Origin of the sequence: Mesorhizobium sp. XAP4 (assembly GCF_029269325.1) — a bacterium.
In the GTDB taxonomy this organism is placed as follows: Bacteria; Pseudomonadota; Alphaproteobacteria; order Rhizobiales; family Rhizobiaceae; genus Mesorhizobium; species Mesorhizobium ciceri.
Map to the genome: position 1 here is coordinate 638,517 of NZ_JARIXW010000004.1, position 12,955 is coordinate 651,471.

Sequence of the window (12,955 nt, forward strand, 5' to 3'; positions counted from 1 at the left end):
CGGTCTGCTGATCTTCACACTACCGCATGATCAAACATTTTCAAACAAAAATATGTTTGCAGTGTTCGATTTTATTGGTATGCATCTCGATATCAACAAAATGCGTTCCGCCATCAAGCAGAGAGAATACGACCATGCCGGCTGTCTCCGTCACGCCTCCCGTGCTTGCCGAACTCGCGGGCAAGCGAGCCTTCGTGACGGGCGGTGGCGCGGGGATCGGCCGGGCGATCGCGACCGCCCTGACGCGGCAGGGCGTCGCCGTGGCGATCGGCGATCTGGATCCCAAGGCGGCACGTCAGGCGGCTGAGGAAATTGGTGGCGGTGCCGCCGCCGTCACGGTCGATGTCCGCCGCCGCGATTCCGTCGAGGCGGCCTTCTCCACCGTACTGGAAGCGCTTGGCGGCTGCGACATCCTGATCGCCAATGCCGGCGTGTCCACCATGCAGCACGCGCTCGATCTGACCGACGAAGAGTGGGACTTCAACTTTTCGGTCAATGCCCGCGGTGTATTCCTGGCAAATCAGATCGCTGGACGGCATTTTGTCAAGCAGGGCACGGGCTGCATCGTCAACACCGCCTCGCTTGCCGCGAAGGTCGGTGCGCCGCTCCTGGCGCATTATTCGGCATCCAAGTTCGCCGTGCTCGGCTGGACGCAGGCCTTTGCCCGCGAGCTCGCGCCCAAGGGGATACGCGTTAATGCCGTCTGTCCGGGGTTCGTCAAGACCGGCATGCAATCGCGCGAAGTCGAGTGGGAGGCGCATCTGCGGCAAGTCACGCCCGAACGGGTGGTCGCCGACTATATCGCGCAGACGCCGCTCGGCCGGCTCGAGCTGCCGGAGGATGTCGCCGACGTCGTCGTGTTCCTCTGCTCGGATCAAGCCCGCTTCATGACCGGCCAGGGCGTCAACGTGACCGGCGGCGTCTACATGACCTGACGGCCTTTCGGCGGCTGTAGCCGGATACTGATGCGGGCACGCGCCTATCCAAAAAAGTGAACACATATGATCAGAAGTTAGGCTTTTAATGTTATATTTTGTTCTCTAAGATGACCGTTCGCTCGACTTCGGCCTTCGGCGTCAGCCGGGTCAGACGGGTTCATGAGGAAAGTCTATGGCGTCTATCGAGCTCGATCGCGTTTCCAAGCTCTACGGCAATGGCAATTACGGGGTGCATGAGGTCGATCTCACCATTCCCGATGGTGAATTCGTGATCTTTCTCGGTCCGTCGGGATGCGGCAAGTCGACGACGCTGCGGATGATTGCCGGTCTGGAGAGTATCTCCTCCGGCGATCTCCGCATCGGTGGCAAGAGCGTCGCCAATGTCGCCCCGCGCGACCGAAACGTCGCCGTGGTGTTCCAGAGCTACGCGCTCTATCCGCATATGTCGGTGCGGCAGAATATGGCCTTCGGGCTGAAGATGCGCGGCACCGACGCGGCGGTCATCGATGCCAAGATTGCAGACGCCGCTAACCTGCTCGGTCTGCAGAATCTTCTCGGCCGCAAGCCGGCAGCGCTTTCGGGTGGCCAGCGGCAGCGTGTCGCGCTCGGCCGGGCGATCGTTCGCGAACCGGCGGCCTTCCTGCTTGACGAACCGCTGTCCAATCTCGATGCGCAACTGCGTGCCGAGATGCGGCTCGAACTCGTGAAGCTGCACCGGCGCCTCGGCCGCACCATCGTCCATGTCACCCACGACCAGGTCGAGGCGATGACCATGGGCGATCGCATATGCATCATGCGCGATGGTCGCCTGATCCAGGCCGGCCGGCCGCTTGAAGTCTATGCCGACCCGGTCAACACCTTCGTCGCACGCTTCCTGGCGACGCCGCCGATGAACCTCATTCCGGCCACGCTTCAGGCCGCACCTGGCGAAGGGCTCTCCGTCCTGACCGACAGCGGTGCCGTGCTTGCCGTCCCCGCCCGCCACCGCAACGCTTATGGCGAGCGTGCCGGGCGCCGCGTCATTCTGGGCGTGCGGGCCGAGGATTTCCACGAAAGCCCCGACAAGCCGGACTGGCAGAAGATTGCCGTACGGGTCGTGGCCGTCGAGGCTCTCGGCGCCGAGAACGTCCTGATCGGCCAGATTGCCGGTCACGCCACCGGCAGGGATGATGCTCACCCCGCGGGGGGCGACAAGCCGTTTGAGATCGCCGCCCGCCTCAGCCGTTATTTCACGGCGCCCGTCGGCTCGATGGTCGAACTCTACATCGACCCGCTGCCGATGCACCTCTTTGATCCCGAAACCGAACTGGTCATCGCGCGGCCGAGCCTCATGGGGGCCACGCGATGACCAGCATGGACAGAAACGAACGGCCGGCCTTTCGTCGCCGCTTCGGCTTGCATTTCGGGCTGATTGTCGTCTGCGCCATCGTGCTGCTGCCGCCGCTCTGGGTGCTGCGGACAAGCTTCGTCCCCGAGCAGTTGTCCTACAGCAACGAACTGATGCCGGCCTTTACGACGGACAATTATTCGGCGCTGCTGTCGAGCCGCTTCGGTCAGTCGTACCTCAACAGCCTGATCGTCGCGCTCGGCTCGGTTCTGCTCGCATTGCCTTTTGCCGCCACCACCGGCTATGCCTTCGCCCGCTTCCGCACGGGCGGTCGTTGGGCGCGTTTTGCCGTTCTGGCGACGCAGATGTTGCCGCCCGTGGCGCTGGTGCTGCCGACCTTCACGCTGTTCCGAAGCCTGGAGCTCAGCAATTCGCTGACGGGGCTGATCATCGTCTATGCCGCGCTCAACCTGCCTTTCCTGACCTGGATCCTGATGGGCTTCTTCGAGGGCATTCCAGTCGATCTGGAATGGGCGGCGATGACCGACGGCGCGACCGCCTGGGGCGCCTTCTGGCGTATTGTCCTGCCGGTGTCGATGCCCGGTATCGCGGCCGCCGGCGTGCTCGGCTTCATCCTGGCGTGGAATGAGTTTTTGTTTGCCCTGGTTTTGAGCGGGCCGAAGACGGCAACCATACCGGTTGCGCTTGCGGCGTTGCAGACCTCGAACGGCGTCCAGATCGCCAAGGTTTCTGCCGGCGTCGTCCTTGCCATCCTGCCGCTGGTCGTGGCTTCCCGCTTCATCCAGCGTTTCATCGTCCAGGGCTTGACGTTCGGCAGCGTGAAATAGGCCGGCCGCTCCGAGAGCCGACATGGCTCGCTAGCCGGTTATGAAATCGTGGCGGGATCACCGCCGCGTCCAGAGGGAAAGAGGAGTAGAGAGTTATGACTTGGAACAAGCAGACCTTGATCAAAATGCTGATGACGGCCGTGAGCGGGGCAGCTGTTGTCAGCGCATCGCTTCCGGCCAGGGCGGCTGAGCCCATCACCTTGCACGCCTTGATGGAGGACGTGCCGGAAACCAAGATCATTGAAGCGCTGTTGCCCGAATTCGAGAAGCAGACCGGCATCAAGGTCGAGTTTGAGAAGATCGGCTATCCTGACATGCACGACAAGCTGGTGTCGCAGCTGACCGCGCCGCAGAGCTACTACAATGTGCTCGAGGTCGACTTCCTGTGGGCCGGCGAATTTCCGGCGGCCGGCTGGCTGGCCGACCTGAAACCCTTCGTCGAGAAATCCAAATACGATCTGAGCCCCTTCATTCCCTCGACGCTTGACCTGCTCGGCCGAACCGAGGACCAGCTGTTCCTGGTGCCCATGTACAACTACTCGATGGGCCTCCTCTACCGGAAGGACCTGATCGGCGACGAGAAGCTCAAGGCCGCCTACAAGACGGCAACCGGCAAGGAGCTCGCTTTGCCGACGACGCTCGAAGATTATGTGGCGATTTCCAAATTCATGAAGGCCAATGCCGGTGTCGCCGGGGCCGCGATGCAGGGCCAGCGCGGCGATCCCAACAGCATGGAATTCTCCAACTACCTGTTCTCCGCCGGCGGCAGCTATCTCAATGCCGACGGCAAGGCGAGCCTCGACACGGCAGAGGCCAAGAAGGCGCTCGATCTCTATGTCGACAATATCCAGCACGGCGCCCAGCAAGGTGCCGTGTCGGCCACGCTCGACGACACCATGCGCCTGATGTGCAGCGGTTCCGCCTTCAGCATGGTCACCTATTGGTGGATGCTGCCGCAGATGGACGATGCCGTGAAGTGTCCGACGGTCGCCGGCAAGGTCGGCCTGTCGGTGATGCCGGGCGGCCATGGCGAGAGCGGCGGCTGGGGCTGGGGCATTCCCAAGAACACGTCGCCGGAAGAGCAGGAAGCCGCCTGGACCTTCATCCAGTGGGTGCAGAGCAAGGATGTTTCGGTGAAGCGCGCGCTCGAGGGCCACGCGCCCGTGCGCAGCGATGTCTATGCCGATGCGGCGGTGCTGGCGAAATATCCCTTCTACAAGACCGCCCAGGATGTGGTGGCGACCGGCAAGTCGTTCCCGATCTTCACCTATTCGGCGCAATACGAGGATCTGCTCGGTACCCAGCTTTCGCTGGCGGCTGGCGGCCAGGCGACATCGGACGCGGCGCTGAAGGCAGCTTCCGACGGCCTGCAGGGGCTCCTCGACAAATAGCGGTCCGGCTCGGCAAGGAGATCCGGCGCGGCGGTGTCAGCCGCGCCGGATCTTCCAGACCCCGGATCTTGACGAGATCAGCAACGCCACCCCGACCAAGGCTCGGCCACGATGCACAATGCGATCAAAAAAGGATGGGCTGCCCGTGGCCGCGAGTGGCGGACCGGCTGGGCCTTTGCCTTGCCCGGCCTGCTGCTGCTGGCGATCGTGATGGGCTTTCCCCTGGCCTATGCCTGCATCCTCTCGATCTCCTCGATGACCTTGATCAAGCCGCAGCTCCTGCCGCTTGTCGGGTTCAAGAATTTCGCCTCGATGATCGGCGATGAGCTGTTCTGGAACGCGCTCTGGCTCACCGTGCGCTATTCGGCGGTGACCGTGGTCGGCGAATTCGTGATCGGGCTCGGCATTGCCCTGATGCTCAACCGGACGGTCCGGATGAAGCCGGTCTATTTCGCGGTTCTGACCATTCCCATGGCAATGTCGCCGATCAGCGTCGCCCTGATCTGGCGCATGCTGCTCCAGCCCAATCTCGGCATCGCCAATCATCTCATGGAGATATCAGGCCTGCCGCGCCTCGATTGGCTAGGCACGCCAGGCATGGCGCTCTGGACGATGGCGGCGATCGACATCTGGCAGCAAATGTCCTTCGTCGTGCTGATCCTCGCCGCGGGGCTCGCCGCTTTGCCGCGCGATCCCTATGATGCGGCTGAAGTGGACGGCGCGCGCGGCTGGCAGCAATTCCTCTACATCACGCTTCCGATGCTTCGGCCGGTCGCGGCGATCACCATCATCATCCAGCTGATCAACGAATTCCGGACCTACGATCTGCCCTATGTCCTGACCAAGGGCGGGCCAGGCAACGCGACCGAAGTGCTGAGCTTCTTTGCCTATCGCCGTGCCTTTCTCGGCCTTTCGCTCAACGAAGGCGCGGCAGCCGCGTTCGTGCTGCTGCTGATCGTGCTTCTGCTCACCGTGATCTTCTTCGCCGTCCTCGAACGCTCGCAATCGGGAGAGGGCCGGAAGTAGGGCTGTTAAGCCTTGAGCAATCTATGCGGTCTATCCTGGCCTGCAGATTGTCGAGGGAACATGAAACGCCAGCCGCTTCTGCTTTTCGCCTTTCCGTTTCTCATTCTGGCGGTCCTGGCAGGGGAGCGCATGGCGACCTTGTTGCTGGGCATCTATCCAGCCAGCCCCACCGCATGGTGGCTATGGCTTGAACTGCGCCCCTTGTCGACGGTGCTTTGGCAGCAGGTGGATGTCTGGCTGGGCGGTTCCATGGCTTTCGAAGCCGCTATCCTTGCCGCCGCATCGATCGTCTGCTGGATGGCGTGCCACGCCAAGCGGTCGGCTTTCTTCTTCCTCGCCAACCATATCGCCCTGATTTTCGCCGGGCTGATGATCGCGGTCGGCAGCCATTCGGAAACGGCAAGCACGATTGCCGAATTCACGTCGCCCAAGGGTCTTCCCTATTCGCTGGCCGTCGATTTCACCTTCAAGAACAGCTCGGTGCTGCTTTTGGGCTTCGTGGCCTGTGCCTACTGCCACATCGCCTTCCTCACCGAGGCGCGGGAGCGGTCCGTCCGGGCCATCCGCATCCTGGCGCTGCAGCGCGATCTCTAGATCGTTCGCCACTTACACCTTGCACGATCCGGGCTCTGCTGGGTCTAGTTGATCCGGCGGTAATAGACCTTGCCGTCGGGCTGCTGGATGCGCTGGTAATTGGAGCTGGGAGCAGGGGGCGACGCCGAGGCGATTCTCCTCCTGGGTGCGGGCGCTTCGATGACGCCGGGCTCGCTCGCGCTTTCGCCGTCGAGGGCTTCGGGCGCTTGCGCCAGCGTGCTGGTAGCGATCTCGGATGGCTCTTCCGCACCCGGCATGGCCTCGCCGCCGGCGACCGGCATAGTCTGCCCCAGCCGGGCAATGCTGGCATCGATCTCGTTGAAGCTGCCTTGCAACTGGCTGTCCAGTTTCTCGAACCGGCTCTGAAAACCGTTGTTGACCGTGTCGAGCCGGGCCGCGATCCGCTGCTCGAACGCGCCGAGTTGCTCCAGCCGCGCCTCGACGAAACGCAGGTCGCTCATGCCCCGATAGAGATAGACCGCGGCCGCCATGTTGACTGCGGTGATCAGAAGCGCGCCGCCGGCGACGATGACGGCGATCGTCTTTGCCTTGCTGGGTTTCCCGGTGGCAGCCGGTTCGCGCTGTTCCTGGTTTCCGATATCGATCGCCGGCATGTCCGGTTCGCTGATCATCGTCATTGGACCACCACCTTTGCGCCGACCGCGACGCGTTTGAAAAGATCGATCACATCCGTGTTGGTGAGGCGAAAACAGCCCGATGTCCCGTCGAAGCCGACACCCGACGGGTCGTTGGTGCCGTGTATGCGGTAGAGCGTGTCGCGCCCGTCCCGCGACAGGTAGAGCGCCCTTGCGCCGAGCGGGTTGTAGGGGCCGGCGGGCACCATTTTCGGCAGCTCCGGCTGGCGGGCGCGCATTTCCTGCGGCGGGCGCCACTCCGGCCATTCGGTCTTCGCCCCGACCTTGACGATTCCGGTCCAGCCGAACCCGTCGCGCCCGACGCTGATCTGGTAGCGCAGCGCCTGGCCCTGGCGGGTCACCAGGTAAAGCGCCTTCTCGTCCTTGCGGATGATGATCGTTCCCGGCTGCTCGGCGGTTCTAAAGGCAACGGCCTTGCGCAGGCTGGGTCCCATCGCCGGCAGCGGCGGCCGCTCCGAAAGTGCTGATCGCGCCTCGGCGAAGCCGTGGACGGACAGCGCCAGCGCCAGGCCGAGCACGCAGGCGCCGGCGAGCTTTGGGGCGATCCGGTATCTATCGGGCAGCGTCATCGAGCCGCTCTTTGAACATCCGCTTCAGATCCTTGTTGAAGCGCGCCCGCCCATCCACTTCGGAAGGCGGGATGGCCCGGTTCAGCGCATCGGTCAGAAGCGCGTTGTCGAGCGCGACCGACTTGATGTGCGGCGCCTTGAAGATCTTTTCGAGCTCGCTGCGCGAAAAATGGTTCCCGAACCATTTGCGCTTGTGCTTGTTGGCGACCAGCGTGATGCTGACCGCATTGCCGCGCAGCTCGCGGATCTTTTTGTAGAGCCGCTTGCCTTGCCGCAGCGAAGCGACATTGAGTTCGAACACGATGAAGATCTCGTCGCTCGTCGACAGCACGGAATTGTGCCAGGGCGTTTCGAGATTGGGCAGGTCGATGACGATGTCGTCGAAGCGGTAGGCGACGAGGTCGAGCAGCCGGAAGACGAAATCGCTGCCATGCGGCTCGAACGGCAGTTGCGGCCGCTCGAATGCGTAGAGGGTGAGGCCGGACGGGCGCGACAGCTTGATGACGTCCATCAGCTCGACATCGAGCCGCTCCGGCTGGCCGATGATGCCGGCAAGGTCGAACTGGTTGAACAGATTGAGATAGGCGCCGCAATTGGCGCTCTGGAAATCCAGGTCGACGAGACAGGTGGACGCCGCGCGCTCGCCCGATTTCGACGCCAGGAATTCGGCCGCCGACAGCGCCAGCGTCGTGGCGCCGGCGCCGCCGCTGGCGCTGATGAAGGTGATGATCCGGCTCTTGGTTCCCTGGTTGCCGGTGTCGTGGAAGGTCACCGCATTGAGCAGTTCCTTGCCGTCGAGCGGCTTGTGCAGCCAGTCCGAGGCGTTCATGCGCACCAGCACGCGCGTCTGCTCCGAGCTCAGCTCGTCGGAAACCGCGATCAGCGGCACGCTGGCCCACAGCGCGCGCGCCTCGACGATGCCGGGCCTGCCGAGCAACTCGCCATTGCCGAGATCGAGGATGACGATGCCCGGGCGCGTGTCGGCCGGCGGCCCCTTGAGGAAGTCGCTCGTCTCGGAAACCCTGACATCATAGATCGCCAGCGCATCGAGCCGCGTCGCCACATCGCGCTTGAAATTCGGATCCGACGAAAACAGCGCCACCTGCTTGCGCTTGGTCGGCGTGACCTTGGTGTTGATGGCGTTCATGGCCAGGTACTCTTCAAATCTTCGCCCGTGACCGTGCTCAGCATGGAGGGCATGGTGATGTTTCCGAATCCGAGCAGTCCGCCCAGGAAGAAGAACTGGAAGGGATGATTGGTGATGCTGACCGTGATGGTCGGCACTGGCCCGCCGGGCCGCGTCCAGTAGCCGAGGCCGGAGGCCTGGTATTGAATACTGACTTCGGACTTGGCCAGCATCGGCAGGAATGTCTGCATTCCGGCCCGGCTGCTGTTGCCGCTGAAAATGAAATTAAAGGCATCCTGGCTTACATTGAGGTTCTGGCATGTAGCGCCTGTGCCGCAAAGGCAAGTTACGCTTCCCGCGGTATTGGCGGTGCAGATATAGTTGTAAGTGTTTGCGGGTACCGCAGTGCCAACTTTGGTTAAATCGCTCTGCGTTATCGTCTCGGCTAGAAGCCCGCTGGCGACAGGGGTAGAAATCTGCGCCAGTCGTGCGCCGGCTTGCACCGCTTTATTCCCGGCGTTCCATTGATAAAAAGCGTAGCCGAAATCGACGAAGCCAAGCAGAAGCGTTAACAGCAGCGGCATCACTATGGCCATTTCGACCATTGTCGCTCCGGACTGGTTCGCCCAAAACTTGATGCGCTCCGTCACCATCCAATGACTCGCTCCTGATGGGACACGCTGAGGGTCAGTGGACTAAACCCAAGATATGACAGGAATCCGAAGCCTGAATAAGAATAGGAGGTAGTGACGTCCACGACATCAACAGTGGTCGTGCTGCTAAGATAAAGCTGCGTGCCCGTGGCCACATCAACCGCGTCCAGTGAGACCGCCTTGGTGATGTCAACTGTCGCCGGCAGCCATCCGGTCACTCTGGCGCTGCCGTTAGCGACCGCCCCATTGGCAGCAAGGTTCTGGGCTCGGCCCTTGCAAGTCGCCCAATCGCTGCTGCATCGTGCCATGTAGCGACCCGCATCCTCAACGCCGGCTTCGAGAAGCAGGCGCGTGTTCAGGATGTTGGAGAACTCGAACACACCGGCCGACAACAGCAAGACGAGTGGTATCGTGATCGCGGCTTCCACCAAAGCGGCGCCACTTTCGTCGCCTTGGAACCGTCCAATGATTCTGCGGAGCCTGGTCATGTCAGCGCTACCGATACAACTGGGCTTCGTTGCGGAATGCTTTGTCTACAAGAGTGTTATTTGCAAATCCGCCATCGACATCGACGATCTCAAGGCTGATCGCCTTCTCGGCGCCTGTACCGTCCGGATTGTCCTCGTCGTTGGGATTCACCTTCTGGATGGGGTTGTTCAGAAAGACGCTCGCATAGCCATCCGGCTTGACCGCGGTGTGCCCGTTCAGCTTCGCCTGGTTCGCATTGCAGTCGATGATGGCCATGTTCATCAACCGGCGGCTCGGATCCGCCTTGGTCAGGTCTCCCTTATAGCACGAAGGCGTTCCCACTTCGTTTGAAGGCCCTTTCGATTTGTCCCCTACGATCCCGGCCGCGATTTCATAATTGTAGACATCATACCTGGATGCGGGGACGTTACGCTTGAGCGGATCAGTCTTCGCCGGGAGGTTCGGATAGGATGCGTTCTTGTGGTTAGCGGCCCAGTAGGCAGTCCAGAACGAATTCGAGGCGATCGGCAGCGTCATGCCCTTAGCGGAGTCATAGCCGGTGCCGTCCGGGAGAGGCAACGCGGAACCATCCGTCGCGACATCAAACTTGTTGCAATTGCTGTTCTTGCTGGCCCCCTTGCGGACATTGCTCGCCGGGCGGTAGCCAAGGTCTGTGTTGTTTTTCAGATTGCCCTGATAAAGATCGAAGCGGACATTGAGGCCAGTATTGACCTGACCCAAGGTGACACCTGTTTTCGTGGTCAGCGAAGTGCGGCTGTAGCAGGTGCCGGCGGTCCCCTTGGCCATCCCCTCCTGTATCGAGGTCAGACCGTTTTCCAGCAGGCCAAAGTTGCCGGGACCGGGGTTGCTGTCGACCTTTAGGACACGGAATTCTCGGCTATAGGTGTCGCCCGAAGCGAACGCCTGCTGGATCGTCTTGCTGGTCAACGGGTCGTTGGTCTCGAACGGATTGCACATGAAAATTGGCACGGTTTCGCAGATCGACTGGACAAATCCGGCCACCGCTTGTGGCTTTATGTCCATGGTGTTGCTGCCGCCGATAAAGCTTGCCGGAAAGATTGTCGCAAAAGCGCCGGCACCATCCGTCAAGCCGGAAGCATTCACCGTCACCAGGGAGAATGTCACCGCTTTGGGGTCGGTGCTTGCCCAGTTGACACCATTGGCGTCGACACCGGCGGCGCTCAAAGCGATGCTGTCGTCGGCAGGTATCCCGGTCAAATATGTGACGGTCACATCAGCCACGGCGAGCGTGTGGTCGTGAGAGGTAGGACCGTCAGATGTCGAAAACTTGGTTTTGTTGGTGAGCAGGGTTGTCTTCGCCAAATTGGCTCGCGTGATCGAATCCGCTCTGCCGTCCAGTTCCGCAGCCGTCGCAAGCGCTAGCGCATCGACACCCTTCTGCAGATCGTTGTGAAGTCCGTTGGCTCGGCTCATATCGATGGCCAGCAGGGCGAAGCCGATAAGCACGGGCAGCATGATAGCCACGAGGATCATCGCTACGCCGCGTTGATCGTTCCAGAAGGCTCGAATGGTCCCCAACATGACCTTACTCTCTGCTTTCCTGCGCCAGGGGCCCTCGCATGCCCGGCGCCCTCCGCATCCTTCGGTTCAGTTCACGGCGTCACACCTGACCCGCCGACATTGACCGTGATCGCCGGTGGTGGCGGCGGCGGCGGTGGATATTTGTAGCCCTGGGCAACGGCAGCGGCGCGCGCGCCGTCACCCTCGATCTTGGTATTCCTTGAGTTCGGGTTGAGCGGGTCGACCGTCTGCAGCAGCGAATTGAACTTCTGCGTGTCGCCGGCGGCCAGGGTCACCGAATCGTAGTGGTTCAGATAGTCCGCGGCGCAGCCCGACAGCGCGCCGGCACACAGGATGAGGATCAAGGCGCTATTTCTTGACATAGAGCATCTTGTCCTTCGATTTGAAGTCGAGCATGTGGCCATAGGGGCCGGTGACGCCTTCGCCATGTTCATATTTGCGGACCATATCCTTGGTCACCTCAAGCTGGCCGAGCACGAAGAATTCGGGATCGTTGGCAGGCCGTGTCTTGTCGAACGGCGTCGCCAGTTGCTCGCCGGGTTTCACCGGCCGCACGATGTGCGGCGTGACGATCACCACCAGCTCGGTCTCTTCCTTCTGGTTGCTCGAACTGCGAAACAGCGTCCCGATCACAGGCACCTGGCCGAGCCAAGGCACCTGGTCCTGGAGCTTGGTGGTCTTGCTGGACAGAAGCCCGCCGACCGCGAAGCTCTGGCCGTCGCGCAACTCCACGACGGTCGACAGTTTGCGGTTGGTGAAGATCGGGTCGCCGGCGGTGGTGAAGCCGGTCAGGTCGCTTACCTCCGGCGCCAGGTTCATGTGGATCTTGCCGTCGTCGAGTACGACCGGTGTGAACAGCAGATTGACGCCGAATTGCTTGTACGTGATGCTTATCTCGCCGTTTTTGTCGAGAGTGCGGATCGGCACTTCACCGCCGGCGTTGAAGCTGGCCTGCTCGCCGGAAAGCGTGGTGAGGTTGGGGTTTGCGAGCGTGCGCACCGCGCCTTTGGACTCGAGCGCCTCGATGATCAGATCGACCTTGATGTTGCTGTCGATGACGCGCGTGATCAGCGCTCCGAAGGGAGCCGAGTTGGACAGGAGGCCGCTGAGCAGACCGCCCGGTCCGAGCACGACACCGTCCTCGTCGACGGCAGCAACACCGGTACCGGTACGGGTCGTGCCATCGCCGTTCCTGCTCTTGATCGACACGCCGAGATCGCGGCCGGTGTTGCGCTTGGCTTCCAGTACGCGCACTTCCAGATTGACCTGCTGACTGTCGTCGACGATGACGGAATTGATGACGGCGTCGGGTCCATATTGCTGCGCAACCGCCATGATCGCCGCCAGCGTGGCGCCGTCCTTGACATGACCGCCAAGCCTGACCCTGCCGTTGACCGAGCCGACTTCGATGCGCGACTTTGGCGCCACCTGTCGGATCGCCTGCGCCATGTCGCTGACATCGACGCCGACCTCGATCTGGAGGGCGCCGAGCGAGCGCTTGTCCGTCGAGAACAGATTGACCGTGGTGGTGCCGGCGCCCTTGCCGATGACATAAAGCGTGCGGTCGGTCATCGGCTGCGCATCGGCGATCTTCTCGTCGCCGACAACGATGTCACCCAGATTGGCACTCACCTGGATCGTTACCGATTGCGACATTGGCAGGAAGATACGATGGACGCTGGGGGTCGAAACATCGATGAAACGGTCGGCCGCATCGGCCGCCAGGCTCGACAGCAACAGCGCCGCCAGACACGACAACGCGGCCGCCGCTATCCCTAACCAAGAACCCCGCATCC

Annotated in this window: 14 protein-coding genes; 6 read left to right on the forward strand and 8 right to left on the reverse strand. The window is 61.9% G+C overall.

The genetic code is table 11. The features are described 5' to 3' along the window. Positions 1 to 134 precede the first annotated feature (134 nt). The 6 genes from P3C39_RS20530 (at position 135) to P3C39_RS20555 (ending at position 6,124) form a co-directional block, all read left to right on the forward strand. On the forward strand, positions 135 to 935 hold the full coding sequence (locus tag P3C39_RS20530; protein ID WP_024502263.1) for an SDR family NAD(P)-dependent oxidoreductase: 801 nt from the start codon (positions 135 to 137) through the stop codon (positions 933 to 935). A gap of 175 nt (positions 936 to 1,110) precedes the next feature. Further along, positions 1,111 to 2,286, forward strand: coding sequence for an ATP-binding cassette domain-containing protein (locus tag P3C39_RS20535; RefSeq protein ID WP_063170085.1), 1,176 nt, complete (start codon positions 1,111 to 1,113; stop codon positions 2,284 to 2,286). 5 nt (positions 2,287 to 2,291) lie between these two features. Then, entirely contained in the window at positions 2,292 to 3,113 is an 822-nt protein-coding gene (locus P3C39_RS20540) for a carbohydrate ABC transporter permease (RefSeq protein WP_032808731.1), read from the forward strand. A gap of 95 nt (positions 3,114 to 3,208) precedes the next feature. Continuing rightward, positions 3,209 to 4,504, forward strand: a complete 1,296-nt coding sequence (locus tag P3C39_RS20545) for a sugar ABC transporter substrate-binding protein (protein WP_082827473.1) — start codon at positions 3,209 to 3,211, stop codon at positions 4,502 to 4,504. A gap of 111 nt (positions 4,505 to 4,615) precedes the next feature. Then, entirely contained in the window at positions 4,616 to 5,530 is a 915-nt protein-coding gene (locus P3C39_RS20550) for a sugar ABC transporter permease (RefSeq protein WP_275953961.1), read from the forward strand. Positions 5,531 to 5,590: 60 nt separating this feature from the next. Beyond that, positions 5,591 to 6,124, forward strand: coding sequence for a hypothetical protein (locus P3C39_RS20555; protein ID WP_275953960.1), 534 nt, complete (start codon positions 5,591 to 5,593; stop codon positions 6,122 to 6,124). 44 nt (positions 6,125 to 6,168) lie between these two features. Here the strand turns inward: P3C39_RS20555 and P3C39_RS20560 are convergent, their stop codons facing one another. The 8 genes from P3C39_RS20560 to P3C39_RS20595 form a co-directional block, all read right to left on the reverse strand. Then, a complete protein-coding gene (locus tag P3C39_RS20560; RefSeq protein WP_275953959.1) occupies positions 6,169 to 6,738 on the reverse strand; it encodes a hypothetical protein in 570 nt (189 codons plus the stop codon). Between the two features lie 20 nt (positions 6,739 to 6,758). Next, positions 6,759 to 7,349 (reverse strand): L,D-transpeptidase, encoded by a 591-nt coding sequence (locus P3C39_RS20565; RefSeq protein ID WP_275953958.1) that lies wholly within the window; start codon positions 7,347 to 7,349, stop codon positions 6,759 to 6,761. Continuing rightward, complete coding sequence (locus P3C39_RS20570; RefSeq protein ID WP_013530277.1) at positions 7,333 to 8,496, reverse strand: AAA family ATPase; 1,164 nt, start codon at positions 8,494 to 8,496, stop codon at positions 7,333 to 7,335. Before P3C39_RS20570 ends, P3C39_RS20565 begins: the two co-directional genes overlap by 17 nt. After that, positions 8,493 to 9,128 carry a TadE/TadG family type IV pilus assembly protein gene (locus P3C39_RS20575; RefSeq protein ID WP_275953957.1) on the reverse strand — a complete coding sequence of 212 codons (636 nt, stop codon included), beginning with the start codon at positions 9,126 to 9,128 and terminating at the stop codon, positions 8,493 to 8,495. Before P3C39_RS20575 ends, P3C39_RS20570 begins: the two co-directional genes overlap by 4 nt. Continuing rightward, complete coding sequence (locus P3C39_RS20580) at positions 9,122 to 9,616, reverse strand: TadE/TadG family type IV pilus assembly protein (RefSeq protein ID WP_275953956.1); 495 nt, start codon at positions 9,614 to 9,616, stop codon at positions 9,122 to 9,124. Before P3C39_RS20580 ends, P3C39_RS20575 begins: the two co-directional genes overlap by 7 nt. 7 nt (positions 9,617 to 9,623) lie before the next feature. Beyond that, positions 9,624 to 11,159: a pilus assembly protein TadG-related protein gene (locus tag P3C39_RS20585; protein ID WP_275953955.1), complete on the reverse strand. Its 1,536-nt coding sequence runs from the start codon at positions 11,157 to 11,159 to the stop codon at positions 9,624 to 9,626. 71 nt (positions 11,160 to 11,230) lie between these two features. Then, entirely contained in the window at positions 11,231 to 11,521 is a 291-nt protein-coding gene (locus P3C39_RS20590; protein WP_275953954.1) for a hypothetical protein, read from the reverse strand. After that, entirely contained in the window at positions 11,508 to 12,953 is a 1,446-nt protein-coding gene (locus P3C39_RS20595; protein WP_275953953.1) for a type II and III secretion system protein family protein, read from the reverse strand. Before P3C39_RS20595 ends, P3C39_RS20590 begins: the two co-directional genes overlap by 14 nt. Positions 12,954 to 12,955 lie beyond the last annotated feature (2 nt).